The organism is Comamonas sp. CAH-2, from assembly GCF_009668305.1.
Taxonomy (GTDB): domain Bacteria; phylum Pseudomonadota; class Gammaproteobacteria; order Burkholderiales; family Burkholderiaceae_C; genus Comamonas; species Comamonas aquatica.
Genome location: NZ_VSWF01000046.1, coordinates 1 through 21,215 on the forward strand (window position 1 = coordinate 1; position 21,215 = coordinate 21,215).

General features: G+C 65.6%; 22 protein-coding genes. 12 read left to right on the top strand and 10 right to left on the bottom strand.

Annotated elements, in window-relative coordinates:
* Positions 1-132: 132 nt before the first annotated feature.
* The 7 genes from FYM52_RS17000 to FYM52_RS17030 all read left to right on the top strand — a co-directional run bounded on the left by FYM52_RS17000 (position 133) and on the right by FYM52_RS17030 (position 8,512).
* Positions 133-1,587: a pitrilysin family protein gene (locus FYM52_RS17000; protein ID WP_154164939.1), complete on the top strand. Its 1,455-nt coding sequence runs from the start codon at positions 133-135 to the stop codon at positions 1,585-1,587.
* 12 nt (positions 1,588-1,599) lie between these two features.
* Positions 1,600-2,949, top strand: coding sequence for a pitrilysin family protein (locus FYM52_RS17005; protein WP_154164940.1), 1,350 nt, complete (start codon positions 1,600-1,602; stop codon positions 2,947-2,949).
* Entirely contained in the window at positions 2,949-3,671 is a 723-nt protein-coding gene (rsmD, locus tag FYM52_RS17010) for a 16S rRNA (guanine(966)-N(2))-methyltransferase RsmD (RefSeq protein ID WP_154164941.1), read from the top strand. Before FYM52_RS17005 ends, rsmD begins: the two co-directional genes overlap by 1 nt.
* Positions 3,672-3,799: 128 nt before the next feature.
* Entirely contained in the window at positions 3,800-4,294 is a 495-nt protein-coding gene (gene coaD, locus FYM52_RS17015) for a pantetheine-phosphate adenylyltransferase (RefSeq protein WP_154164942.1), read from the top strand.
* 330 nt (positions 4,295-4,624) lie between these two features.
* Entirely contained in the window at positions 4,625-4,780 is a 156-nt protein-coding gene (locus tag FYM52_RS17020; protein ID WP_154164943.1) for a hypothetical protein, read from the top strand.
* Between the two features lie 2 nt (positions 4,781-4,782).
* The gene (locus tag FYM52_RS17025) at positions 4,783-7,197 is read left to right on the top strand and encodes a bifunctional diguanylate cyclase/phosphodiesterase (RefSeq protein ID WP_154164944.1); all 2,415 of its coding nucleotides are present in this window, start codon (positions 4,783-4,785) and stop codon (positions 7,195-7,197) included.
* Between the two features lie 511 nt (positions 7,198-7,708).
* Positions 7,709-8,512, top strand: coding sequence for a PhzF family phenazine biosynthesis protein (locus FYM52_RS17030; protein WP_154164945.1), 804 nt, complete (start codon positions 7,709-7,711; stop codon positions 8,510-8,512).
* A gap of 63 nt (positions 8,513-8,575) precedes the next feature.
* On the opposite strand, the gene FYM52_RS17035 is transcribed toward FYM52_RS17030, so the two are convergent.
* The 5 genes from FYM52_RS17035 to FYM52_RS17055 form a co-directional block, all read right to left on the bottom strand.
* The gene (locus FYM52_RS17035; RefSeq protein ID WP_154164946.1) at positions 8,576-9,661 is read right to left on the bottom strand and encodes a putative zinc-binding metallopeptidase; all 1,086 of its coding nucleotides are present in this window, start codon (positions 9,659-9,661) and stop codon (positions 8,576-8,578) included.
* A 119-nt stretch (positions 9,662-9,780) separates the two neighbouring features.
* Positions 9,781-10,101, bottom strand: coding sequence for a BON domain-containing protein (locus FYM52_RS17040; protein ID WP_042419574.1), 321 nt, complete (start codon positions 10,099-10,101; stop codon positions 9,781-9,783).
* A 114-nt stretch (positions 10,102-10,215) separates the two neighbouring features.
* A complete protein-coding gene (locus tag FYM52_RS17045; RefSeq protein WP_238826253.1) occupies positions 10,216-10,653 on the bottom strand; it encodes a hypothetical protein in 438 nt (145 codons plus the stop codon).
* A gap of 60 nt (positions 10,654-10,713) precedes the next feature.
* A complete protein-coding gene (locus FYM52_RS17050) occupies positions 10,714-10,881 on the bottom strand; it encodes a DUF1328 domain-containing protein (protein ID WP_042419538.1) in 168 nt (55 codons plus the stop codon).
* A gap of 244 nt (positions 10,882-11,125) precedes the next feature.
* Positions 11,126-12,493, bottom strand: a complete 1,368-nt coding sequence (locus FYM52_RS17055; protein WP_162524764.1) for a CHASE3 domain-containing protein — start codon at positions 12,491-12,493, stop codon at positions 11,126-11,128.
* Between the two features lie 151 nt (positions 12,494-12,644).
* Here FYM52_RS17055 and FYM52_RS17060 point away from each other — a divergent pair, with 151 nt between their 5' ends.
* Positions 12,645-13,277 (top strand): response regulator transcription factor, encoded by a 633-nt coding sequence (locus tag FYM52_RS17060; RefSeq protein ID WP_043381301.1) that lies wholly within the window; start codon positions 12,645-12,647, stop codon positions 13,275-13,277.
* A 74-nt stretch (positions 13,278-13,351) separates the two neighbouring features.
* On the opposite strand, the gene FYM52_RS17065 is transcribed toward FYM52_RS17060, so the two are convergent.
* From FYM52_RS17065 to gpmA, 4 genes are all read right to left on the bottom strand, one after another.
* The gene (locus FYM52_RS17065; RefSeq protein ID WP_042416807.1) at positions 13,352-13,720 is read right to left on the bottom strand and encodes a response regulator; all 369 of its coding nucleotides are present in this window, start codon (positions 13,718-13,720) and stop codon (positions 13,352-13,354) included.
* Between the two features lie 95 nt (positions 13,721-13,815).
* The gene (locus tag FYM52_RS17070; protein WP_154164947.1) at positions 13,816-14,568 is read right to left on the bottom strand and encodes a molybdopterin-synthase adenylyltransferase MoeB; all 753 of its coding nucleotides are present in this window, start codon (positions 14,566-14,568) and stop codon (positions 13,816-13,818) included.
* A gap of 215 nt (positions 14,569-14,783) precedes the next feature.
* Complete coding sequence (locus tag FYM52_RS17075; RefSeq protein WP_042416801.1) at positions 14,784-16,232, bottom strand: S41 family peptidase; 1,449 nt, start codon at positions 16,230-16,232, stop codon at positions 14,784-14,786.
* Between the two features lie 104 nt (positions 16,233-16,336).
* Positions 16,337-17,080: a 2,3-diphosphoglycerate-dependent phosphoglycerate mutase gene (gene gpmA / locus FYM52_RS17080; protein WP_154164948.1), complete on the bottom strand. Its 744-nt coding sequence runs from the start codon at positions 17,078-17,080 to the stop codon at positions 16,337-16,339.
* Positions 17,081-17,217: 137 nt separating this feature from the next.
* Between gpmA and FYM52_RS17085 the strand changes: the two genes are divergently transcribed.
* The 4 genes from FYM52_RS17085 (at position 17,218) to FYM52_RS17100 (ending at position 19,681) form a co-directional block, all read left to right on the top strand.
* Positions 17,218-17,625, top strand: coding sequence for a rhodanese-like domain-containing protein (locus FYM52_RS17085; protein WP_042416795.1), 408 nt, complete (start codon positions 17,218-17,220; stop codon positions 17,623-17,625).
* Between the two features lie 93 nt (positions 17,626-17,718).
* Positions 17,719-17,976 carry a glutaredoxin 3 gene (gene grxC, locus FYM52_RS17090; RefSeq protein ID WP_042416792.1) on the top strand — a complete coding sequence of 86 codons (258 nt, stop codon included), beginning with the start codon at positions 17,719-17,721 and terminating at the stop codon, positions 17,974-17,976.
* Positions 17,977-18,102: 126 nt separating this feature from the next.
* The gene (gene secB / locus FYM52_RS17095) at positions 18,103-18,552 is read left to right on the top strand and encodes a protein-export chaperone SecB (RefSeq protein ID WP_042416789.1); all 450 of its coding nucleotides are present in this window, start codon (positions 18,103-18,105) and stop codon (positions 18,550-18,552) included.
* Between the two features lie 112 nt (positions 18,553-18,664).
* Positions 18,665-19,681 (top strand): NAD(P)H-dependent glycerol-3-phosphate dehydrogenase, encoded by a 1,017-nt coding sequence (locus FYM52_RS17100; protein ID WP_154164950.1) that lies wholly within the window; start codon positions 18,665-18,667, stop codon positions 19,679-19,681.
* A 113-nt stretch (positions 19,682-19,794) separates the two neighbouring features.
* On the opposite strand, the gene lysA is transcribed toward FYM52_RS17100, so the two are convergent.
* A complete protein-coding gene (gene lysA, locus FYM52_RS17105) occupies positions 19,795-21,042 on the bottom strand; it encodes a diaminopimelate decarboxylase (RefSeq protein WP_154164951.1) in 1,248 nt (415 codons plus the stop codon).
* Between the last annotated feature and the right edge of the window lie 173 nt (positions 21,043-21,215).

Here is a 21,215-nt window from a genome sequence, read left to right on the forward strand (position 1 = left end):
GGCCTCGGTCACCGGGGGCGGGGTGGTGGGAACGACCGCGTCCGTCTGCGTGGAAGCAGGCGTTGCGTCGGTGGTGGGAACTTTTTTCTTGAAAAAACTGAACATTGGCGGGTTCTTAGAATCCTGCATTCTATGAAACGAACTTTATCCCTCCTAGCGCTGGTGGCCAGCCTGAGTGCCGGGGCCGAGAATTTGGCCCCCGCTGGCACGTTGTCCTCATCTCTGGCTGCATGGGCCGGCACGGCGGTGGCCAACCCGGCGTCGTCGGTGCAGCAGTTCACGCTGCGCAACGGGATGCAGCTGATCGTGCAACCCGACCGCCGCGCGCCGACGGCCGTGCACATGCTGTGGGTGCGCGTGGGCGCCATGGACGAGGTCGATGGCACCACCGGCGTGGCCCACGTGCTGGAGCACATGATGTTCAAGGGCTCCGAGCAGCTGGCGCCGGGCGAGTTCTCGCGCCGCGTGGCCGCGCTGGGCGGGCAGGAGAACGCCTTCACCAACCGCGACTACACGGGCTATTACCAGCAGATCCCGGCCGACCGGCTGCGCGACGTGATGGTGCTGGAGGCCGACCGCTTTGCCCACAACCAGTGGCCGGACTCCGAATTCACCAAGGAAATCGAGGTCGTCAAGGAAGAGCGCCGCATGCGCACCGAGGACAACCCGCGCTCCATGCTGTTCGAGCAGCTGTTTGCCACCGTCTACCAGTCCAACCCCTACCGCCGCCCGGTGGTGGGCTGGATGAGCGACCTGGACGCCATGACGGCCGACGACGTGCGCCAGTTCCACCGCCAGTGGTATGTGCCGGCCAAGGCCGCCGTGGTGGTCGCCGGGGATGTGGACGTGGCGCAGGTCCGGGCCTGGGCCGAGGAAACTTATGGCCAGATTCCGGCGCGTGCCGCGCCGGTCAGCAAGCCGCGCGAGGAGCCCCGGCAGATCGGTCTGCGCCGCATCGAGGTCAAGCAGCCGGCCGAACAGGCCTTCGTGGCCATGGCCTACCGCGTGCCGGCGATCCGCAAGGTGCAGGACCTGGACGCCTCGGACAAGGACGCGCTGGCGCTGCTGGTGCTGTCCGCCGTGCTGGACGGCTATGACGGCGCGCGCCTGGAGCGCGCCCTGGTGCAGGGCAAGGACCGCGTCGCCGACAGCGCCGGCAGCTCGGCCGGCGTGCTGGGGCGCGGCCCCGCCGTGTTCACGCTGACCGGTGTGCCCGCCAAGGGCAAGACCCCGGCCCAGCTGGAGCAGGCCCTGCGCGCCCAGGTGCAGCGCATCGCCAAGGAGGGCATCCAGCCCGCCGAGCTGGAGCGCGTGAAGACGCAGTGGATGGCCTCGCAGGTCTACGAGCGCGATTCGGTCATGGGCCAGGCGCAGAGCCTGGGCAACTACTGGGTCATGGACATGCCCGTGAATGCGGACGAGCTGCTGCTGCAGCAGCTGATGCAGGTCAGCGCCGCCGACGTGCAGCGCGTGGCGGGTCGGTATTTTGGCAACGACCAACTGACCATCGGCACCCTGGTGCCCCAGCCCCGCGCCGCCGGCCAGGCCCGCCCTGCGGCGGCCCCCGCCTCTGCGCAAATGCACTGAAAGTTGCTGACGATGAAAACGAAATTCATAGCTGCCAGCGCTTGGCTGGCTTGCACATTCTCTGGTTTTGGCATCAATTCCGCCTGGGCCCTGCTGCCGATCCAGCACTGGCAACAGCCCTCGGGCGCCCAGGTCTGGCTGGTGGAAAGCCCCAGCATCCCCATGGTGGACATCCAGGTCGACTTCGATGCCGGATCGCGTCGCGATCCCGCCGGCAAGGCCGGCTTGGCGGCGGCGGTCAGCCTGATGGCGGCCAAGGGCATCCGTGCCGACGGCAAGCAGCCGGCGCTGGACGAAAACGCCCTGGGCGAGGCCTGGGCCGACCTGGGCGCGGGCCTGGAGGCCAGCGCCGGCCCGGACAGCTTCAGCTACACCCTGCGCAGCCTGACCGTACCCGACCTGCTGCAGCGCGCGACGGACCTGGCCTCGCGCCAGATCGCCCAGCCCAGCTGGCCGGCCGAGGTCTGGCAGCGCGAGCGCGCCCGCTGGAGCGCCTCGATCGCCGAATCCAACACCCGCCCCGGCACGGTGGCCCGGCGGGCCTACGCCCAGGCCGTCTACAGCGGCCACCCCTATGGCCAGCGCGTGACCGAGCAGACGCTGCAGCACCTGCAGATCCGCGACATGCAGGCCTTCCACGCCCAGACCCTGCAGGCCTGCCGTGCCAAGGTGAGCGTGGTGGGTGCCGTCGACAAGGCCCAGGCCGATGCCCTGGTGACCCGGCTGCTGGCGCGCCTGCCCAAGGACGATGGCCACGGCTGCCAGCCCCTGCCCGCCGTGGCCGAGGTGCCGGCGTTGCAGCAGGCCCAGGACATCCGCATTCCCTTCCAGTCGGCCCAGGCCCAGGTGCTGATCGGCCAGCCCGGCATCAAGCGCAACGACCCGGACTTCCTGGCCCTGCTGGTCGGCGACCACATCCTGGGCGGCGGTGGCCTGGTGTCGCGCCTGATGGAAGAGGTGCGTGAAAAGCGCGGCCTGACCTATGGCGTGTCCAGCAGCTTTGCCCCCGGCCTGCATGCCGGCGCCTTCACCGTCGGCCTGCAGACCCGCCCCGACCAGGCCGAGCAGGCGCGCCAGGTGGCGCAGGCCACGCTGGCGCAGTTCGTGGCCGAAGGCCCGACCGAGCAGGAGCTGCGCGACGCCAAGGACAACCTGATTGGCAGCTTTGCGCTGCGCATCGACAGCAACCGCAAGCTGCTGGCCAATGTGGCCAATATTGCGTGGAATGGCCTGCCACTGGACTACCTGGACCACTGGACGGCCAAGATTGAAGCATTGACCACGGACGACGTGCGCCGCGCCATGCAGCGTGTGCTGCAGCCCGAGCGCATGGTGACCGTGGTGTTGGGAGAAAAGAAGTAATGGGTCGCAACAGTTATCGCAACATCGAGGAAGCCCTGGCGCTGGAAGCCCGCTTGAAAAAGCGCGAGGCCTTCAAGCAGGCCGAGGCCGAAGCCGCCGCCGTGGCGGCGGGCAAGAAGCCCGGCAGCAAGGGCCCCAAGCCCGCCAAGGCCAACACCGGCGGCGCCGGCGAGGTGCGCATCATCGGCGGCCAATGGCGCCGCACCCGCCTGGCCGTGGCCCAGCGCCCCGGCCTGCGCCCCACGCCGGACCGCGTGCGGGAAACCCTGTTCAACTGGCTGGGCCAGGACCTGGGGGGCTGGCGCTGCATCGACGCCTTTGCCGGCACCGGCGCCCTGGGGTTCGAGGCTGCCTCGCGCGGCGCCACCCAGGTGCGCATGGTGGAGCAGGATGCCGCCCTGGCCCAGCAGCTGGAGCGCCTGGGCCAGCAGCTCAAGGCCGAAGGCGTGCACGTGCAGCGCGGTGACGGCGTCGCGGCCCTGGCGCAAAGTGCGCCCGGCCACTGGCATGTGGTGTTCATCGACCCGCCGTTTGCCGCGGAAGCCCTGTTCGGCCCCGCCATGAAGGCGGCCGCCCAGGCCGTGGCCGAGGATGGCTTCATCTACCTGGAGGCCCCCAAGGCCTGGACCGAGGATGAGCTGGCGGCCTTGGGCCTGCACCTGCACCGCTACCTGAAGGCAGGCGCCGTGCATGCCCACCTGCTGCAGAAGCTGCCCGGCTGAGGGCCACCTTTCCTGGCTCTAAATTCATAGCTTCTGACGCTTGATGGACAAGCGTCAGAAGCTATTTTTATGTCTCAAACGCGCGCAGGCATAATGCGCGCCATCATCGCTACAACCTGGAGATCGCCATGGCCGAGCACGTGGTCGCCGTCTACCCCGGCACCTTTGACCCCATCACCCTGGGGCATGAAGACATGATCCGCCGCGCGGCCCAGATGTTCGGCCAGGTGGTGGTGGCCGTTGCCGCCGGGCACCACAAGAAGACGATGTTTTCGCTGGACGAACGCCTGACCCTGGCGCGTGGCGTCTTCAGCGACGTGCCCAGTATCCGGGTGGAGAGCTTCGACGGCCTGGTGCGCGATTTCGTGCGTGCCCAGGGCGCGCGCGTGATGGTGCGCGGCCTGCGCTCCGGCACCGATTTCGACTACGAGTTCCAGCTGGCGGGCATGAACCGCCACCTGATGCCCGATGTGGACACCATCTTCCTGACGCCCAGCGCGCAGTACATGTTCATCAGCAGCACCCTGGTGCGCGAGATCGCCACCCTGGGTGGCGACGAGGTGCGCCAGTTTGTCTCGCCCACCGTGCTGCAGCAACTGCTGGCCAAGCTGGACCGGGGCTGAGACCCCGGGGGCCACGGGGCGTCGACCGGTGGCAGACCGGTGCCGGGCGCTGGTGGCAGCGCTGTGCCCGTGTGGGCAGGTCTGCTCCAGCCTGTGTGAGCTGGTGCTGAACCACCACCCACTGGCCCCCTGCGGAATCGCCCATCTGCAGGCTGCTGTGGCGCATCCGACCCATAGCATGCGACGGTCCAGCCTGTGCATGCAGGACAGCAGCGCGACTTCAAGGAACGTGGCTTGACAGCGGGGCTGGCGATCCCGCATCGTTAGATCCAACAAAATGTAAATCTTTGCCATGCCCGTCACCATTTTCGACATCCGGGGTCCTCTGCCATGAACGACGTCGGCGGCATGGGCGTTGGGCACCTGGGCGATGGTCCGCAGGGCGTGACCCAGTATGGCGGCTGGCGCGTGCTGGCCCAAGCTGGGCATGCGGGCGCCAGCCGGGCACACACTGCCCGCGGCATTGAGGCCCCGCACGGGGGCTGAGCATGGCCACTTCCACCGACGCCATCACCATCCCCCAGGGCGCCTTGCAGGCGGCCCTGGCCAGGGAACTGTTTCACCGCACCAGCACGGCGGCTCCCATCGGGCTGTTGGGCATCGTGGCGGTGCTGTTCCCGCACTGGCAGGTGGTCGACCATGGCCGTCTGCTGCTGTGGGCGGCGCTGATTGCCCTCCCCCTGATCGGCAGTGCGGTCTTTGGCCGCTGGGCGCTGAAGGCCCTGGAGCGCGGTGTGCCAGCCCGCACGCTGATCAATTGGGAGTGTCTGCCGGCCGGCCTGGCCGGCGTGATCTGGGGGCTGATGCCCCTGATCGTCCAGACCGGCCAGCTGGACGCGCTGTTCTACTACCGCCTGATGCTGCTGTGCATCACCATCGTCTTCCTGATTCCCACCATGGCGCATTTTGTGCGGGTGTGGACGGTGTTTGCCGGTAGTGCGTGGGCGGTCCTCCTGCTGCAGGTGCTGCAGCAACCCTATGTGGAGCCGATGGGCTTCAGCCTGACCCTCTCGCTGGCGGTCTACTGGTGCATGACCTTTGGCATGGCCCAGGTGGACCACCGCCGTACCTGGCTGGCCATGCGCGACACTCTGACCATCAAGGCCTTGTCCGAGTCGCTGGCCGAGCGGGAGCAGGCGCTGCAAGAGCGGGTGAAGGAGCAGACCGCCGAGCTGCGGCGCACCGTGGAGAGCCTGCGCGAACGCGAGGCCTTGCTGAGCAATTCCCAGCAACTGGCCAAGGTCGGGTACTTCGTCTATGACCCCGAGCGCGAGGTATTCCGTACTTCGCCCCAGCTGGATGACATACTGGGACTGCGGCCCGATGGTTCGCGCACCCTGGAAGGTTGGCGGGAACTGGTGCACCCAGAGCACCGCGAGCGGGTCTGGGCGCAGATGATGACCCAGTTGCGCGACACCCAGAGCGAATCGGAAATGATGTACCCGGTGCAGCGCCGAACGGATGGCGCGATGCGCTGGGTGCGCTCGCGTTCACAGATGCAGCGCGATGCCCAGGGCAGGCTGTGTGCCTGGTTCGGCAACATGCAGGACATCACCGAGCAGAAAGAGGCCGAAGAAAAAGTCCACCAACTGGCCTTCTACGATCCGCTGACGCAACTGGCCAACCGCCGGAGGCTGCAGGAGCTGCTGCCGCGCGCGCTGCAGACCTGCCAGCAGGACCAGACCCACGGCGCGCTGATGGTGCTGGACCTGGACAACTTCAAGGTCATCAACGACACCCGGGGGCATGCCGTGGGCGACCAGCTGCTGGTCGAGGTGGCGCAGCGCATCAGCGCCAATGTGCGCAGTGGTGATACGGCCTCCCGGCTGGGCGGCGACGAGTTCGTGGTGCTGGCGCAGGGGCTGGACCCTGATCCGCAGGCAGCCCGGGCGCAGTCCATGGCGATTGCCGAGCAACTGCGCCTGGCGCTGAGCCAGCCCTACCTGCTCAACGGCCTGCAGTTCTATTGCTCCACCAGCATCGGCGTCACGCTGTGGGGCGGGGAGGAGCAGGACGCCCAGACCTTGCTGAGCCAAGCCGATCTGGCGCTGTACCGGGCCAAGGCGGCCGGACGCAATGCCATCATGTTCTTTGATGCCTGGATGCAAGCTGCAGTGGCGCACAAGGCGGCGCTGGAAGAAGGTTTGCGCCATGCCATTGAGCGTCGGGAACTGGTGCTGCATTACCAGCCCCAGGTGGACCACGACGGGCGCATTGCGGGGGCGGAGGCACTGCTGCGCTGGGTCACCAGCGCGGGCCGTTCGGTGTCCCCGGCCGAGTTCATACCGCTGGCCGAGGAGAGCGAACTGATCCTGCACATTGGTGCCTGGGTGCTGGATACCGGGTGCGCGCAGCTGCGCCGCTGGCAAAGCGCGCCGTCCACCCAGCACCTGCGGCTGGCGATCAATGTCAGCGCGCGCCAGCTGCTGGACCCGGACTTCCCTCAGCTCGTGGCCCAGACCATCGAGCGCCACCAGGTCCGCCCTGCAGGCTTGAAGCTGGAGCTGACGGAAAACCTGGTGATGGGCGATCTCGACCAGGTGGTGCGGCGCATGCACCAGCTGCGCCAGCTGGGGCTGGGCTTTTCCCTGGATGACTTTGGCACCGGCTATTCGTCGCTGTCGTACCTGCGCCAGCTGCCGCTGGACCAGCTCAAGATCGACCAGAGCTTTGTGCGCGACCTCAAGAGCGGTACCCAGGGTGCCACCATCTTGCAGGCCATCGTGAACCTGGGCACTTCCCTGGAGCTGGAGATCATCGCCGAGGGCGTGGAGACGCTGGCGCAGCGGCAGTTCCTGGCCGACTGCGGATGCACCCTGTTCCAGGGCTACCTGTTTGCCCGCCCGCTGCCCATCGAGCAGTTTCCGACCGGGCCGCTGGGACTGGATGGCGTGTCGCCATGAGACACAGCGTTCCAGACCTGCGCGGGGTGCCGGCGGGCACTGCGACCTGATGTGGCGCGAGGGCAGGCTGGGTGTATGGACCGCCGGGTCCTGGCTGCATGCGGGCTGCAGCCGGGGTGGTGGTGTTCCACAGTGTATCGCCGCGTTCGGACTTCGTCACTGCCTGGAGCTGGAGCACATCGGACGGCATTCTCGTGCGCACAGTCGCGCGCTGCGTCCATCGCGACAAGGATGTCGGTGGCCGATGGGGCGTTCACTCGGGGCAAGCCATGCAGATGGTGACGCGGTAGCCTGTTCTCGCAGGATTGTGTCAAAGCCGCTTGTGGCACGCTCTCGCTTGGCCAGTGGCATTGGGCCGTGGAAGCCTCGTGGAAAACATTCAACCTGCTCAAGGCAGTCGTTGGGGTCAGTCCGCAGATATTGAGCCTCTATGATTTCCTCGTGCTCGGCCCTGTGCCCCATGGCATGCGCCCACCGGGTACCTCCATTCCCTCACCCCTGCCCACCTGCCATGCAACTGCCAATCCATATCGTTGACGCGTTCACCTCCGAACAATTCAAGGGCAACCAGGCTGCCGTGGTCGTGCTCGAAGCATGGCTGCCCGATGCGACGCTGCAAGCGATCGCCACCGAAAACAACCTCTCCGAAACCGCCTTCCTGGTCTGGAGCGATGACCGCGCAGCGTTCGAGATCCGCTGGTTCTCGCCGATCAAGGAGATCGCATTCTGTGGCCATGCCACGCTGGCCAGCGCCTGCGTGCTTTTTGCATCCAAACCGGGGCACGACCGCCTCACGTTCTGGGCCGCTGCCGTGGGGAACGTGGTGGCGACGCTGCAGGCGAGCGGTCGCATCGTCATGACGTTCCCCCGCCGCGATGCGTGCCCACTGGCCGACGTGCCCAACGCGCTGCTGGAGGGCTTGCGTCCTGCGCCATCCGCGGTGCTGGTGAACGAGCAGGCCTATGTGGCCGTATATGCGAACGAAGCGGACGTGCGCGCGGTCCAGCCGGATCTGGTCCGCTTGCAAACGCTGGGCCCCCTCGATGTGGTCGTGACAGCCCCTGCAGACGCCGGTGCGCGCTATGACTTTGTGAGTCGTTACTTCTGGCCCGCGAATGGCGGGGATGAAGACCCGGTCACCGGTTCCATCCACGCCGCGCTGGTACCGTACTGGGCGGGACAATTGGGCAAGTCGGTCCTGATCGGCCACCAGGCCTCGCGGCGCACAGGCACTCTGTACTGCGAGGTGACGGCATCGAGCGTGGACGTCGCGGGCGATTGCGCCCGCTACCTGAGCGGAACGATCACGGTCTAGGGCCATAGGCCCGCGAACAGCGGTCGAGAAATCTGGCCGTTGCAGGCCTCTACAGTAGCGGCATCAGCCTGGCCCTGCTGCCCCACGGTGGGCCCCCACCACCTGGTGGACAAAGCCGAGCTTGGCCACGGCACCGGTCGACAGGGCAAACGGGTAGGCGTCGTTGTGGCCCAGGCTGCGGTTCAGGCTGTTGAGCAGCAGTGTCAGCGGTACGCACTGCTGCAGGATGTGCTCGAACGGCAGGCTGTGCGTGTCGAAGGGGTTGTCCAGCGGGGGCCAACTGGCCATGTGACCGGGCAGCCGCAGTTGCACGCGGTAGCTGGCGGCGGTCTCCATCAGGTCCATGACGTGCAGGTAATGGGCCCAGGTTTCGGCCCAGTCCTCCCACGGGTGGGCGGCGGCATACGCGCTCACATGCTGCTGTTGCCAACCTGCCAGCTCCTGTGGGCCGCGGGCATAGTGGGCTTGCAGGGCCAGGGCATAGTCGGCCCGCTCATCCCCGAACAGCGCGCGGAAAGGCTGCAACCAGGCGGTGTCACGCACCAGTGCATCCCAGAAGAAATGGCCGGACTCATGCCGCAGATGACCCAGTAGGGTACGGTAAGGCTCGAACAGGGCCTGGCGGCGACGCGCCCGTTCGTCGTCATCGGCTTCGGCTACGTTCAGCGTGATGATGCCGCTGAGGTGACCGGTCAGCACCGGGGGCTGGCCGGGCAGGTCTTCCAGGAAATCGAAAGTGGGCGCCGCAAACCCTTGCAGCACGCTCAATTGCAGGCAGGACAGGGTGTAGAACAGGTAGCGCTTGGCGTTTTCGATCTTGTGGGCGCGCAGCAGGTTCTGTGGGTTGTCAAAGTTGGGCAACCAGCGGGTTTGTCGGCACGAAACGCAGTAGGGCTGCGAGCCATCGGCATCGGTCGTGAAATTGCAGGGGTTGCCGGCGCTGCTGCGGTTGTGGCACATGCGCAGCCGTAGGTGCGGTGTGTGTGTGGTCGACAGGGGCTGCCAGACGTTAGGCTGCGTGGCATGAGGTTCCAGTGCGGCCATGCGCATCCACTCAGGCACAAAGGCCAGATGGGCGCCGCAATGCACGCAGGCGGTGCTCTCGAAGAACACCAGATGGCCGCAGTGGTCGCAGGTAAAGGCACGCATGCGGCAAGCTTAACGACAAAACGGTGTGGGCGCTGCCCATGAAAAAGCCGACCCGGCTTGGGTCGGCCCATGGCAGGCGGTGGTGGTCGCCACCGCCGCGGCAGCGCGGCGTGGCCCGATCAGGGGCGCACGACGATGCTGTTGCGCACCGAGGTCACACCCTTGACGTTGCGGGCAATGGCTTCGGCGCGGTCCTTCTCGGTCTGGCTCTTGGCAAAGCCGGACAGTTGCACCGTGCCCTTCAGGGTTTCCACGCTGATGGAGGTAGCGGCCACGGTGTGGTCTTCGGCAAACTTGGCCTTGATGGCGGTGGTGATGCCGGCGTCATCGACGTAGGAGCCCACGGTTTGTTGGTTGCGGGCTACCGAGCAGCCGGCGGCGCCAATGACGGTGGCACCGATCAGGGTGGCAAATGCGATGGCACGTGTGTATTGCTTCATGGATTGCATGGATTCAGCTCCTCTATGTATGTTTTGGTGTATCAGGGGGGAACAACCGTCCAGCTTCGGCCGCTGGGCGGTAAAAGCAGTGCGGCTGGCCGCAAATGAGCAGGTTTATCGGCGTCGGCCCAGCAGGAAGGCTGCTGCAATCGCCGCCCCGGCGGCCGCTGCCATCAGGATCGATTTGCCGGGCTGCTCCACCACATAGCGGGTGGTGGTTTCGGCGGCCTGCTGGAAGTGCCGGCGTGCGCGATCCGTGCCTTCGGCACACAGGTGGATGCCTTTGTTGCAGAATTCCTGGGCGCGTGCGGACAGGTCATCAATGGCCGGGCTGAGTTCCTTTTCCACGGTGCGCAGGCCTTCCTGGGCCTTGTCGATGGCGTGGTGGGCCGCTTCGCGGGTGGTTTGCGCGGCTTCGCGTGCCGAGGCGCGGGTCTCCTGGGCAAACTCCTTGGCACTGTCGCGGGCCGTCTGGGCGGCATCCTTCACGGCCTCCTTGGTGGATTCCGCAGCTTCGGCCAGTTTTTTCTTGCTGTCATCAAATTGGTTCATCGATCATTCCTTGTGCAGGTTGGAAGGGCCATTGGTGGCGGCAGGGGCACGCCAATCGGCTTAGCTTTTGCTTTTCAGCAGGCTCATCACAAAGCTGATGACGGCCATGATCACGAAGATGAAGAACAGAATCTTGGCGATGCCAACGGCACCTGAAGCGATCCCGCCAAAGCCAAAGATGGCCGCGACCAGGGCAATGATGAGAAAAACAACGGCGTAGTGCAGCATGGTGAGCCTCCTCGTTCGTAGTTGCTTGAATTCGTTGTGCTTTGAGACGAATCAGGGTTCCTACTGTAGGCGGCTTCGGCAGGGTGCCGTGCCAGTACCGGGGGAGGCTGCTTGTCAGCCCGGCGGGCGTGCTGCGTGTGGGGCCACGCCTACACCGGCAACTGGGTGACGGGCAGCAGCGCCCCCAAGCACCCCCAAAAAAAGCCACCCGCAGGTGGCATGAGGGGCTGGCCTGGGGACGGGCTCAGATCGCAGTTATGGCCTCGGCCGGGGTGGCGCCTGTGGGAATGATGGCCGACACGGTAGTGCCGGCACCCAGGGCCGAGTTGATGGTCAGGCGTCCGCCGGCTGCTTCCACGCGGTGGCGCATACCTGCCAGCCCATGGGAGTTGGGGCGGATGCTGGCAAGGTCGAAGCCCTCGCCGTTGTCCTTGATCTGCACCGCCACATAGGTGGGGTATCGGTGCACCGTGACCTGGATCTGGCTGGCCTTGGCGTACTTGCCGATGTTGGTCAGCGACTCCTGCACCAGGCGGTAGATGGTCAACTCGGTGGCCTCGGGCAGTTCCACGGCTTCGAAGATGGCCTCCACTTCGATGCCACTGCGCTGGGCGAATTCGCTGGTCAGGATTTCCAGAGAGGTCGACAGCCCCAGGTTCGCCAGCGAGGAGGGGCGCAGGTCTTCCACGATCCGGCGCTTGAGCGCAATCCCGCTGTTGAGCGTCTCCGTCATGTGTTTGATGCGGTCGGCGATCTCGGGGTTGCCCATGTCGATACGCGACTTCAGGCGTGCCACATCCAGTTTGGCGGCCGTCAGCAAGGCGCCCAGTTCGTCGTGCAGCTCGCGGGCCAAGTGGCCGCGTTCGTCTTCACGCACCTGCTGCAGGTGGTTCGCCAGTTCGGTCAGGGTGGCGGTGCGTTCGCGCACCAGGTTTTCCAGGCGTGAGCGCTCTTCGGACAGCAGGGCCTGTTCGCGCTTGTGCAGGCGGTCCACCATGTTGTTCTGGCGCAGGTACAGGTAGAAAGCGAACAGACCGAACAGCGTGACCGTGGCCACGCCTATGCGCCCCATGATGAGCGAGCTGTTGATGTCCTGCTGGTAACGACCGGCGCGCTCGGCCGTCAGTGTGTCGAGCTTGTGGGCGAGCTCGCGGATGTTGCTCATGTCCGTGTTGCCCATGTCGGTGAACATGACGAACTTCAGCGCATCGGCATTGCCTTCGCGGAACAGCCGCAGGCTCAGGTCCATCTCTGCGGTTTTGCGGCTGATGCTGTGCGACATCGGGATGAAGAATTCCATGCCCTGGGGCGTGGTCTCGATCAACTGGCGGATGCGCTGCAGGGTGCTGCTGATGTTCTGTATCGCTTCGTTGTAGGGCTTGAGGTAGTTTTCGTCGCTGGTCAGCAGGTAGCCGCGCAGGCCGGTTTCTGCATCCAGCATCTCCTTGGTCAGTGTGCTGAGTGCGGTGCGCGTGTCGTAGGCGTGGGCCAGGTTGCTCAGGGATTGGCTGGTTTGCTTGTTGCCATATTCACTGATGCCAATCATCAGGCAGGCGGCAAAAATCGCCACGGGCAGGCTGATTGCCATGCGGCGCAGTTGGGTCCATTTCACATTCAATCCTCCAGTTGATTGCGAGTTTGGTGCAGTTCTTCTGCATAATCAAGATGCTTTGAGACCAGTCAGTGCAAGGATTTGCAGGCAATCTGTTCTGTAGAAACCAAAAAGTTCAGGGCTTTGGCCCGCAACATAGAGAGAGGCTTCGATGATCAAAGTAGGTATCGTGGATGACCATTCCATCGTACGGTCAGGTCTGCGCCAGTATTTGTCGGAACACGTGGACCTGCGCGTGGTCGGTGAGGCCAGCAATGGCCGTGAAGCGATCGACTTGGTGCGCCAGCAGGAAATCGATGTCCTGGTGATGGATCTGTCCATGCCGGGGCAAAGCGGCCTGGATGCCTTGGCCATGCTGCGCGCCAAGGCGCCGGACATGGGCATCCTGATCCTGAGCGGCTATCCGGAAGAGCACTACGCCATCAACCTGATCCGCCAGGGCGCCAGCGGCTACCTGAACAAGGAGTGCGAGCCCAAGGAAATCGCCGAGGCGATCCGCACCATTTCGCTGGGCCGCCGCTACCTGACGCCCACCGTGGCCGATCTGCTGGCCCAGCAGCTCAACCGCAAGGACGATGCGCCGCCCCACGAGCAACTGTCGGAGCGCGAGTTCCAGGTGTTCCTGAAGCTGGCCAAGGGTGAAACCGCTGGTGACATTGCCAAGTCGCTGTCGCTGAGCGTCAAGACCGTCAGCACCTACCGCACGCGCCTGATGGAGAAGATGGCGCTGTCGTCCAACAGCGACCTCACGTACTACGCCCTGAAGAACAAGCTGATCGATTGATCTGCACTGCGGCCCGCGCCATCAAAAAAGCTGACCGAGGTCAGCTTCTTTTTCGTCCGGGGACCGGCAGGAGGTCACTGCATTTCCATGAAGTAGTCCAGCAGTGCATCGATCTCGTTGGACTTGTCGAAGATCGCATCCACGCCCAGTTCCTTGCAGCGCTGGCGCACGTCCAGGGTGGCGTAGTTGCTGAGCACCACCACGCGCTGGTGGGGCTGGCGCTGCTGGCAGGCGGCCACCACCCCCAAGCCGCTGCCCTGGCGCAGGAACAGGTCGACGATGGCCAGGTCCCACGCGTTGTGGGGATCGGTGAGCCAGGCCTTGCCTTCGGCCTCGGTTTCCGCGTACCCGACGGGCTGGACGTCCGTCAGTTCAAGCAACGTCTCAACCAGGTTCTCTCGGATGGTGGCGTTGTCTTCAACGAAAAAAGTACGTAGTTTCACGGCAGGGAAATCTCTACAAGGGCAGCACGGTCAGGGGGCAAAAGGGCGAGGGCCAATTCTGCGCCGTCTGGGTGAACACCGCTGTAGTCATAGTCCTACTTCTTGTTACAGCATATTGAACAATCGGGGTTGCGGCTGGTGCGCATACGCGACCACTCCATGCTGCGGCCGTCCAGAATCAGCAATTTGCCTGTCAGACTTTCGCCAAAGTTGGCGATCAGCTTCAAGGCCTCGGCCGCCTGCATGCAGCCGATGATGCCGACCAGCGGGGCCAGCACGCCCATGGTCGAGCACTGGACTTCCTCGAAGTCGGCCTCGGGCGCGAACAGGCAGGCGTAGCAGGGCGAGTCCTCGCGGCGCGGGTCGAACACGGTGATCTGGCCGTCCAGGCGGATGATGGCGCCAGCCACCAGGGGCACGCGGTGGCGCACGCAGGCGGCGTTGACGGCCTGGCGCGTGCGGTAGTTGTCGCAGCAGTCCAGCACCACCGTCGCCTGGGCCACCAGCTCGTCCAGCAGGGCCGCATCGGCGCGTTGCTGGATGCAGTGCACCTGGATCTCGGGGTTGAGGCCGTGGATGGCTTGGGCCGCCGAGCTGGCTTTGGGCTGGCCCACCCGGGCCGTGGTGTGGGCGATCTGGCGCTGCAGGTTGGTCAGGTCCACGGTGTCGTGGTCGACCAGGGTGATGCGGCCCACGCCCGAGGCCGCCAGGTACAGGGCCGCGGGCGAGCCCAGCCCGCCAGCACCGATGATCAGCACGTGGGCGTCCAGCAGGGCCTGCTGGCCTTCGATGCCGACTTCGTCGAGCAGGATGTGGCGCGAGTAGCGCAGGAGTTGGTCGTCGTTCATGGCGGGAAGGTCCGGCACCGGGGTGCATCACCGCCGCGCCGCGGTGCTGGGGGCGGCTGCCGGCCATCCGGCGTGGCACGGCGATGAAAAAAGCCGGGACACAAGGCACCCGGCGTTCTTGAAAACATGAGCTGGCAGCGCTGGATTTACATGACTTTCAATGTGTTTCGACTTTGAAAGCTATGCAAGTCGCGCGCTGGCAGCTATGAAAAGCTTTATTCGTCCTTGTCCTTCTTCTCGGGCGGACGCTCGGTCAGGGTCTTGCTGACCTTGACGGGCTGGCCCTTGAGCTGGCTCAGCGCCTGCTGCAGCTGGAAGTCCTTGTCCGAGCCGAACTCGGGCAGGCGGCGCGCGGAGACAGGCTTTTTGGTGTCCTCTTCCAGGCGCTTGCGGGCTTCTTCGCGCAGCTTCTCGCGGGCTGCGGAGGCTTCGGCTTCGGCAGAGGCGTCACCATTGCCCAGGTGCTTTTCCAGGTCGGCTTCGCGCATGCGCAGGGCGGCGTAGACGTCGCCCTCGGCGGTTTCATCGACCATCACGTCGGGCACGATGCCCTTGGCCTGGATGGATTTGCCACTGGGGGTGTAGTACAGGGCGGTGGTCAGCTTCAGGCCGGTGTCGGGACCCAGGGGGCGCACGGTCTGCACCGAGCCCTTGCCGAACGACTGGCTGCCCATGATGGTGGCGCGCTTGTGGTCCTGCAGGGCGCCGGCCACGATCTCGCTGGCCGAGGCCGAGCCTTCATTCACCAGCACCACCAGGGGCACCTTCTTCAGGGCGGCGGGCAGGCGCTTGAGCGGATCACCCTGACCACGGCGTGCGTAGTATTCGGGCGCGGCCTTGAACACGGACTTGCTTTCTGCCAGCTGGCCGTCGGTGCTGACCACGGTCACGCCCTCGGGCAGGAAGGCGGCGGAGATGGCCACGGCCGCATCCAGCAGACCACCGGGGTCGTTGCGCAGGTCCAGCACCAGACCCTTGACGTTGGGGTCTTCCTTGTAGATCTCTTCGATCTTGCGCACGAAGTCGTCGACCGTGCGCTCCTGGAACTGGCTCAGGCGCACCCAGGCGTAGCCGGGCTCGACCAGCTTGCCCTTGACGGACTGGGTCTTGATCTCTTCGCGCGTGATGGTCACGGGGAAGGTGCGGCTCTCGTCCTTGCGGAAGATGGTCAGTTGCACCTTGGTCTTGGGCTCACCGCGCATGCGCTTGACGGCATCGTTCAGGCTCAGTCCCTTGACGGCGGTGTCGTCGATCTTGGTGATCAGGTCGTTGGTCTTGAGGCCGGCGCGGTCGGCGGGCGAACCTTCGATGGGGGAGACGATCTTGATCAGACCGTCTTCCTGCGTTATCTCGATGCCCACGCCGACGAAGCGGCCGGACGTGCCTTCACGGAATTCCTTGAAGGACTTCTTGTCGAAATACTGCGAGTGCGGATCCAGGCTGGACACCATGCCGGAGATGGCATCGGTGATCAGCTTCTTGTCGTCCACGGGCTCGACGTAGTCGGTCTTGATGATGCCGAACACCGCCGACAGCTGCTGGATTTCTTCCAGCGGCAGGGGCGAGATGCCACCGCGTGCAACGGTTTGCAGCGATACCGTGGTCAAGGCACCGGCCAGCACGCCGAGCGACACCCATCCAGCAATTTTGAGTTTTTGGCCCATAGACTCTTCAGTTACTTATCCGCTTGCACAATATACACGTCGCTGCCTGGCGGGTGAACGGGCGCAGGCCCAACCACCCGCAGACAGGTAGGGTGTTACAACTTTCAGGCCTTGCCCTGGGCGGCCACGGCCGCGGCGGCCTTGGCGGCGGCTTCGGCGTCACCCAGGTAGTAGCTGCGGATGGGCTTGAGCTGCGCGTCCAGCTCGTACACCAGCGGGATGCCGTTGGGGATGTTCACGCCCACGATGGCATCGTCGGCGATGTTGTCCAGGTACTTCACCAGCGCACGGATGGAGTTGCCGTGGGCGGCCAGCACGATGCGCTTGCCCGACTGGATCTGGGGCGCCAGGGTTTCGGTCCAGAACGGCACGACGCGCGCCACGGTGTCCTTCAGGCATTCGGTCAGGGGAATCTGCTCGGGCGGCAGGGCGGCGTAGCGGCGGTCGCTGCGCTCGCTGCGGGGGTCGGAGGCCTCCAGCGCGGGCGGGGGCGTGTCGTAGCTTCGGCGCCAGACCAGCACCTGCTCGTCACCGTACTGCTTGGCCATGTCGGCCTTGTTCAGGCCTTGCAGACCGCCGTAGTGGCGCTCGTTCAGGCGCCAGTCCTTGACCACGGGCAGCCAGGTGCAGTCCATCTCGTCCAGGGCGTACCACAGGGTGTGGATGGCGCGCTTGAGCACCGAGGTGTATGCCAGGTCGAACTCGTAGCCTTCCGCCTTGAGCAGCTTGCCGGCCGACATGGCCTGCGAGACGCCGGTGGGCGTCAGGTCCACATCGGTCCAGCCGGTGAAGCGGTTTTCAAGGTTCCAGGTGGACTCACCGTGGCGGATCAGCACGAGCTTGTACATGGCGGCTTTCGAAGAAATACGGAGGGAAAAGTATCAACCCGCTATTTTAGGCCGCACCACCGGCCTGTATGGCTTGGATTGTCCAGGGCGTTGGCTGTCGCTCTAGAATTGCGCACTTTGCCAACCTGAGGACTGACGTGACGTTCATTGTTGAAAACTGGTATCTGATTTTGCTGGCGGTGGTCTCTGGTGGCTTGCTGCTGGTGCCCGGCCTCAAGGGCATGGGTGGTGGTTCGCTGCAGCCCAACGACGCCGTGGCCAAGATCAACCGCGAAAAAGCCGTGGTGGTGGACGTGCGCGAGCCCGAGGAATATGTGAAGGGCCACATCACCAACGCCAAGAACATCCCCCTGTCGCAGCTGGACGAGCGCCTGCCCCAGGTGGCCAAGAACAAGGCCGTGCCCGTGATCCTGGTGTGCGACAAGGGCGCGCGCGCCGTGCGCGCCGAGGCCCAGGCCAAGAAGCTGGGCTTTGAGAAGGCCCAGGCCCTGGCCGGTGGCATGAAGGCCTGGCGCGATGCCGGCCTGCCGGTGGATAAGGCCTAAGCCGGCTGGTTCTTTCCAGCTGTCCTACCATCAAGGGGTCCGCGAGGCCCCTTTTTCGTGGCCCCTGTTTCCAGACTGACAAGGATTTTTCCCATGCAAGCCGTGAAGATGTACACCACCGCCGTCTGCCCCTACTGCGTGCGCGCCAAGCAGGTGCTCAAGTCCAAGGGGGTGGAACAGATCGAAGAAGTCCGCATCGACAGCGACCCCGCTGCGCGCGACCACATGATGCAGATCACCGGCCGCCGCACCGTGCCCCAGATTTTCATCGGCGACACCCATGTCGGCGGCTGCGACGACCTGATCGCGCTGGACGCCAAGGGCGGACTGCTGCCCCTGCTCAACGCCTGAGGTCGTGGGCCGCAGCGCCGCGCTGCATAATGCCACCCCAAGTGCCCGCTGTCGCAGCCACTGCCAGCGGGCCTTTTTATGACCGACTGTTTTGCGTAGCAAGCGTAAGTAAGAAAGACCGAGACCATGTCCGAACAAGCAACGCCCGTCTTCCAGATCCAACGTGTCTATCTGAAGGACTTGTCCCTGGAGCAGCCCAATTCGCCCGCCATCCTGCTGCAGCAGGAACAGCCCAATGTCGACATCCAGCTGGGTGTGGAAGCCACGCCCGTGGCCGAAGGCCTGTTCGAAGTGGCCGTGACCGCCACCGTGCACACCAAGATCGACGACAAGACCCTGTTCCTGGTGGAAGCCAAGCAGGCCGGCATCTTTGAAATCCGCAACATCCCTGAAGACCAGATGGGTGGCGTGATCGGCGTGGCCTGCCCCCAGATCATCTACCCCTACCTGCGCGGCAACGTGGCCGACGTGGTGACCCGCGCCGGCTTCCCGCCCGTGCACCTGGCGGAAATCAACTTCCAGGCCATGTACGAGCAGCAGAACGCCGCGGCCCAGGCCGACGGCACCGTGCAGTAAGCCCGGCTGCCGCGGCACCGCCTGCGGGCGTGCTACAAAAGAGGCCCCGCATGCGGGGTCTTTTTTATGCATTTTTTGGCCTTTAGGCCAATGGATACAAGCGCTTAAAGCTATGAATTTGATTGTGATTGGTGCCGGTGCCTGGGGCACGGCCCTGGCGATTGGCGCGGCCCGCCACACCGCCGGCCACCAGGTCACGCTGTGGGCGCGCAATGCGCAGCAGGTGCAGGAGATGCAGGCTGCGCGCAGCAACCCCCGCTACCTGCCGGACATGGCCTTCCCCGACGGGCTGCAGGTCAGCGCCGCGCCGCTGACACAGGCCGTGCAGGGCATGGACCTGGTCATCATCGCCACCCCCATGTCGGCGCTGCGTAGCACCCTGAAGGCCCTGGCCGCAGCCCAGGTGCGCGTGCCCGTAGCCTGGCTGTGCAAGGGCTTCGAGGCCGTGCCCGCCGGCCATACCGGCGTGGGCCTGATGCCGCACGAGGTCTGCGCCCAGGTGGCGCCGCAGCTGGCCAGCGGCGCGCTCAGCGGCCCCAGCTTTGCCCAGGAAGTGGCCCGCGGCCAGCCCACCTTGCTGGTGGCCGCCAGCCGCCATGCCGCCGTGCGCCAGGCCCTGCTGGAGGCCTTCCACACCGGGCCGCTGCGCCTGTACGCCAACGAGGACATCGTCGGCGTGGAGGTAGGCGGGGCCGTGAAGAACGTGATGGCGATTGCCGCCGGCCTGTGCGACGGCCTGCACCTGGGCCTGAACGCCCGCGCCGCCCTGCTGACGCGCGGGCTGGCCGAGATGACGCGCCTGGGCGTGGCCCTGGGTGCCAAGCCCGAGACCTTCATGGGCCTGAGCGGGCTGGGCGATCTGATGCTGACCGCCACGGGCGATCTGTCGCGCAACCGCAAGGTCGGCCTGCTGCTGGCACAAGGCCTGACGCTGGCGCAGGCCGTGGATTCGCTGGGCCACGTGGCCGAGGGCGTGTACAGCGCGCGCACCGTGGTGCAGCGCGCCCAGGCCGTGGGCGTGGAGATGCCGATCGCCGCCACGGTGGTGGAGCTGCTGGACGGCCACATCACCCCGCAGGCCGCGGTGCAGCGCCTGATGGCGCGCGACCCCAAGCACGAAGGCCTTTAAGCCCCTGCGGCCGCTGGCGCAGGTGCAGCCAGCGCCGGCAGCTATGCATTTGCAAAAAAAGGGAGCCGATCGGCTCCCTTTTTGGCGTGCGGCGCACTGCGCTGCCAACCGCTTTACAGGCCCAGCTCCAGGGCCAGCAGCTCGTCCACCGTCTGGCGGCGGCGGATCAGGCGCACCTGCGCGCCGTCGACCAGCACCTCGGCCGCCAGCGGGCGGGTGTTGTAGTTGCTGGACATGCTGGCGCCGTAGGCCCCGGTGTCGTGGATCACCAGCAGGTCACCGACCTGTGCATCGCCCAGCGCGCGCGGCAGCACGACGCCGCCGTCGCCCTGGGTGAAGACGTCGCCCGACTCGCACAGCGGGCCAGCCACCACGCTGTCGCGCACGGCGGGCAGCACGCCCACGCCGCGGCGCTGGAGGTGCATGCCGTGGTAGCTGCCGTACATGCTGGGGCGCATCAGTTCGTTGAAGCCGGTGTCGACCAGCACGAAGTGGTTGCTGCCCGCCCCCTTGGTGGCGCGCACCGTGCCCAGCAGCACGCCGGATTCGGCCACCAGGAAGCGGCCAGGCTCCAGTTCCAGCGCCAGCTGGTGACCAACGATGGCCTCGGCCTGCTTGCGCGCCGCGTTCCACAGGCCGAAGTAGTGCTCGGTGTCGATGGTCGGGTCGCCGTCGCGGTAGGGGATGGACAGGCCGCCGCCGGCCGAGATGGCCTGCAGGTCGTGGCCGTGGTCCTTGGCCGACTTGACCAGGGCCACCATGGCGCCGCAGACCTCCTGCAGGTGGGCGTAGTCCACGCCCGAGCCGATGTGCATGTGCAGGCCGGCCAGGTGCAGGCCGTGCTGGGCGATGGCGTCCAGCGCAGCGTGCAGGTCGGTGTGCCAGATGCCGTGCTTGCTGTGCTCGCCGCCGGTGTTGGTCTTGTTGCTGTGGCCGTGGCCAAAGCCGGGGTTGATGCGCAGCCACACGTGGTGGCCGGGCGAGGCCGCGCCCAGCTGGTGCAGCATGTCGATGGAGCCGGCATTCACCGGCACCTGGTGCTCGATCACGGTGGCCAGGGTGGCAGCGTCCATCACGTCGGCGGTGAAGACGATGTCCGAGGGCTCGCCGCCGGCCACATAGCCGGCCGCCAGGGCGCGCAGGATTTCACCGCGCGAGACCGCATCCACCTTCACGCCCTGTTCGCGCATCAGTTGCAGGATGTGGATGTTGGAGCAGGCCTTCTGCGCAAAGCGCACGGTGTCAAACGCCTGCAGCTGGGCGATGCGTGCACGGATCACCTGGGCGTCATAGACCCACAGCGGGGTGCCGTAGGTGTCGGCCAGGTTCCACAGTTGTTCGGGCGAGAAGGAGCAGGACATGGAGTTCTCAACTTTCAGAGCAGTCTGCGCAGGCTGTATAAGCGCTGCAGGGCAAAAACAGGCAGAAAGGCCGGGGACGCCGTCTTCCTGCAAGTCTGCATGATGCGGATGGCTGGCTATTTAGTCCAATGCTTGTTTGTGGGTGGGTAATTCATTCTGGATATGCTTAGGCC

Coding starts and splice junctions, on each gene's coding strand:
- FYM52_RS17000 (WP_154164939.1), top strand. CDS start 133: ATGAAACGAACTTTATCCCTCCTAGCGCTGGTGGCCAGCCTGAGTGCC.
- FYM52_RS17005 (WP_154164940.1), top strand. CDS start 1,600: ATGAAAACGAAATTCATAGCTGCCAGCGCTTGGCTGGCTTGCACATTC.
- rsmD (WP_154164941.1), top strand. CDS start 2,949: ATGGGTCGCAACAGTTATCGCAACATCGAGGAAGCCCTGGCGCTGGAA.
- coaD (WP_154164942.1), top strand. CDS start 3,800: ATGGCCGAGCACGTGGTCGCCGTCTACCCCGGCACCTTTGACCCCATC.
- FYM52_RS17020 (WP_154164943.1), top strand. CDS start 4,625: ATGAACGACGTCGGCGGCATGGGCGTTGGGCACCTGGGCGATGGTCCG.
- FYM52_RS17025 (WP_154164944.1), top strand. CDS start 4,783: ATGGCCACTTCCACCGACGCCATCACCATCCCCCAGGGCGCCTTGCAG.
- FYM52_RS17030 (WP_154164945.1), top strand. CDS start 7,709: ATGCAACTGCCAATCCATATCGTTGACGCGTTCACCTCCGAACAATTC.
- FYM52_RS17035 (WP_154164946.1), bottom strand. CDS start 9,661: ATGCGTGCCTTTACCTGCGACCACTGCGGCCATCTGGTGTTCTTCGAG.
- FYM52_RS17040 (WP_042419574.1), bottom strand. CDS start 10,101: ATGAAGCAATACACACGTGCCATCGCATTTGCCACCCTGATCGGTGCC.
- FYM52_RS17045 (WP_238826253.1), bottom strand. CDS start 10,653: ATGAACCAATTTGATGACAGCAAGAAAAAACTGGCCGAAGCTGCGGAA.
- FYM52_RS17050 (WP_042419538.1), bottom strand. CDS start 10,881: ATGCTGCACTACGCCGTTGTTTTTCTCATCATTGCCCTGGTCGCGGCC.
- FYM52_RS17060 (WP_043381301.1), top strand. CDS start 12,645: ATGATCAAAGTAGGTATCGTGGATGACCATTCCATCGTACGGTCAGGT.
- FYM52_RS17070 (WP_154164947.1), bottom strand. CDS start 14,568: ATGAACGACGACCAACTCCTGCGCTACTCGCGCCACATCCTGCTCGAC.
- FYM52_RS17075 (WP_042416801.1), bottom strand. CDS start 16,232: ATGGGCCAAAAACTCAAAATTGCTGGATGGGTGTCGCTCGGCGTGCTG.
- gpmA (WP_154164948.1), bottom strand. CDS start 17,080: ATGTACAAGCTCGTGCTGATCCGCCACGGTGAGTCCACCTGGAACCTT.
- grxC (WP_042416792.1), top strand. CDS start 17,719: ATGCAAGCCGTGAAGATGTACACCACCGCCGTCTGCCCCTACTGCGTG.
- secB (WP_042416789.1), top strand. CDS start 18,103: ATGTCCGAACAAGCAACGCCCGTCTTCCAGATCCAACGTGTCTATCTG.
- FYM52_RS17100 (WP_154164950.1), top strand. CDS start 18,665: ATGAATTTGATTGTGATTGGTGCCGGTGCCTGGGGCACGGCCCTGGCG.
- lysA (WP_154164951.1), bottom strand. CDS start 21,042: ATGTCCTGCTCCTTCTCGCCCGAACAACTGTGGAACCTGGCCGACACC.